The following is a 3,054-nucleotide window of genomic DNA, read 5'->3' as shown; positions in this document are numbered from 1 at the left end:
ATTCCCGTCACTTTACCTTCATTACCTTTTGATAATGAAGAATTTGATATACTTCTTTCAGCGCACTTTTTATTTATGTATGCAGACCGTTTAGATGAACAGTTTCACATTGAAACGCTTAATGAACTATTAAGAGTGACAAAAGAAGAAGTACGCATTTTCCCTTTAGTTGATTTAGAAGGGAAAAGATACGAGCATTTAGATAAAATAATAAGCTATCTGGTTAACAAAGGGTGTACAGTTGAAGAAGTCGTAGTACCATATGAATTTCAGATAAATGCTAATTCTATGTTAAAAATAAAGAAATGATGTATTAAAAATATACAAAAAAACTAAATGTACCCAAATGGAAGTTTAGGTTTTCTTTGGGGCTTGAGTTTAAAAACGATCTTCAACAATCGGGCGCTTTCCTTGAATAAAGGAAAGGCTCTTTTTTCGTTAAAGGGCCATATTGTTGAATAACATCCTTTTATGCAATGTTACCAAACGAGGGTTTGGGAAGGTTATTCAGCTCTTTCATGCGCCCAATTAAATAAGCGTGCTTTACTATCAAGAGCTTGTAGCATAGTGGAAGAGTGTTAAAAAGGATGAGAAGTGTTCTAAACACTTCTCATCCTTACTTTATGCAGGAATCGCCGAAGCTTTTCGTAATGCGCCTATAATTACGCTATAAATCAAGGCAATAATGATTAGCAACCCGCCGAGAATAGTAATAATTGATGCCTCTGACAATGCCTTCCAAAGTGGTGTATACCATTCGAAAATGACTATCATAATCGGAATCAATGTAAGAATCCCAATAAAGCTGAACCCCCCGATTGTCCCTAAACGATAAAAAACTACATTTAGTAGTAGCCCAGAGATTAGGCAGAACAAAAGTAATATGACGTCTAAAGCAAGTGTCAGCATAAATGGATGGGTAGTATCGATAAGTAAAATAGGGTGGAGGAAGAAAATTTCTTTTACGTCTAACAGTTTGCATAAGAATGTGATGATTTGATGCGTAGAGGCAATAATGAAAGCACCGGCAATGCTCCAAGCAAGAAAAAAATGACCTAAATGTAATACATATTGTATACGACTCAAGCCGAGCTTTAAAAAATACGGCATTGTTCTATTTAAAATCTTCGAAGCCATTATGCTGTAAAAAATATAAACAGGAATGGAAATTGTTGTGGGAAAAGAGATATACTTACCAAAAAATAAATCTAAAAAAATCGTCAGAAAGACTATGGAAAACAAAATGCACCAGAAAATGATATTTTCCTTTTTATAGCTTTGAAAAAAGACGTAGAAGCTTCCTTTTAACACATTCATTTTGTTGACCTCGCCTTCTGCTTTTTACTTAAATATACCAACAAGTCTTGCAATGACACACTTCCAATTGTAATGTTTTCTGCTTCAATTGCTTTACCATTTGAAAAAGTACTGCTGACATTTCATGCATGAAGGACTGCTTGTAAATAACCTCAAAACCTTCAATTGCCTGCTCAACGTTTTTGGGTGCACCTTTTACTGCCACAACATGCTGAGGCCATTCATCGGCATTTTTTTGCAACAATAATTTTCCTTCATGGATAATCAAAATTTCCTCAAATAACGCACTCGCCTCATCAATTAAATGCGTCGATAACAAAAATAATCTAGGGTTTTCAGATTGCTGTTCAATCAATAAATCATAAAAGCAATTTCTCCCTGCCGCGTCTAGCCCAATATACGGCTCATCAAAAATCGTTATAGCTGCATTACTTGCAAAGCCTGTAATAATTCCAAGTGCAGACACCATACCTTTTGAGAGGCTTTTTACTTTGTCTTTCGGATTGAGTGCAAATACTTCTAGCAACTCTCTAGCAAGGGCATTATCCCATTTTGGATAAAAGAAGCTAGTTGCCTTTAAGCATTGGGCAACGGTGATTTCGTCTTGGAAATTCCCACTTTCTGCAACAAAGCAAATCTCGCTTAAAATGTGTTGTGCATTGAAGACATTTTCGCCGTTGACACAAATTTCTCCTTCAGTTGCTGAAATGAGACCGGCTAGCATATTCAAAAAAGTCGTTTTCCCCGCACCATTGTGCCCTAAAAACCCAACAATTTTAGGTCCTTCTATTTTAAATGTCACATTTGCTAAAGCATGTTTCTTCTTATAGGACTTACTAACATTTCTCGCTTCAATGATCATACGTTATCCCCTTTGTATCATATTTTGTAATTCCTCATCCGAAATGCCTAATCTAGTTGCTTCATTTTTCAATGGTTCAATGTATTGTGAAATAAAGCTTTTCTTGCGTTCTTCGATTAATATCGTTCGCGCATGTGGACTAACAAACATGCCAATTCCACGTTGTTTATAGATAACCCCTTTATCCACCAGTTCGTTCACTCCCTTGCCAGCAGTGGCTGGATTGATTTGATATTCCTTCGCAAACTCATTTGTTGATGGAATGCGATCTTCAGGCTGTAGGTTTCCATCGAGAATAGCGTCTTCAATGCGTTCGCGAATTTGCTGGAAAATGGGTTTTTCATTATTTAAAGAATGCGTCACAGTCCACCTCCTAGTTAAGTGGTTGATTAGTTATGTAACTAACCGTATAACGATTTGAATTTTCTGTCAACTTATTTTTTTGAAAGGAATTATTTTCGGACTAATGGAAATACGCATCATTTTTTTCGTATCCGTTCAGGGATGTTATTCGAGAGGCGTGTAGTAGGGAGGATGGTAGCCAAAAGCCATTTAATGTTCGTAGATTTTCTGGCTGTGGATGTCAATAAATTGTGGAATGTGTCCAATAACCTAGACCCTCAACCTCGAGAGCCTAACTGTTGTCTAAAGTGCATAACTACAATTGCTCTTACTATGCGACGTATTATAATAGAGGTCCTGCCGACAAAATGCGGATATTATACGCTAAGGGATTATCGAAAACGAACGTTTATGAAATAACCTTTCTAGCTCTCAAATTTGTCATGAATAGAGCTTAATTTTTTAACCAAAACTCATCCCAAAATCAAAATACCAAAAAATACGACATAAAACCGTTTTGGTTATTGATTGAT

General features: G+C 36.1%; 3 protein-coding genes and 1 pseudogene. 1 reads left to right on the top strand and 3 read right to left on the bottom strand.

From position 1 onward, the window contains the following. Positions 1 to 309: pseudogene (locus AC06OU_RS04475) on the top strand (SAM-dependent methyltransferase); the annotation flags it as partial. Positions 310 to 621: 312 nt separating this feature from the next. Here the strand turns inward: AC06OU_RS04475 and AC06OU_RS04470 are convergent. The 3 genes from AC06OU_RS04470 to AC06OU_RS04460 all read right to left on the bottom strand — a co-directional run bounded on the left by AC06OU_RS04470 (position 622) and on the right by AC06OU_RS04460 (position 2,542). Next, a complete protein-coding gene (locus tag AC06OU_RS04470; RefSeq protein ID WP_475854242.1) occupies positions 622 to 1,137 on the bottom strand; it encodes a hypothetical protein in 516 nt (171 codons plus the stop codon). Positions 1,138 to 1,345: 208 nt separating this feature from the next. Further along, positions 1,346 to 2,179 carry an ABC transporter ATP-binding protein gene (locus tag AC06OU_RS04465; RefSeq protein ID WP_475854240.1) on the bottom strand — a complete coding sequence of 278 codons (834 nt, stop codon included), beginning with the start codon at positions 2,177 to 2,179 and terminating at the stop codon, positions 1,346 to 1,348. 3 nt (positions 2,180 to 2,182) lie between these two features. Continuing rightward, positions 2,183 to 2,542 (bottom strand): GntR family transcriptional regulator, encoded by a 360-nt coding sequence (locus tag AC06OU_RS04460; protein WP_475854239.1) that lies wholly within the window; start codon positions 2,540 to 2,542, stop codon positions 2,183 to 2,185. Between the last annotated feature and the right edge of the window lie 512 nt (positions 2,543 to 3,054).

The sequence above is a fragment of the Psychrobacillus sp. genome (assembly GCF_056205495.1).
The sequence above is the reverse complement of the archived record's forward strand: the minus strand, read 5'-3'. Positions and strand labels throughout refer to the sequence as shown.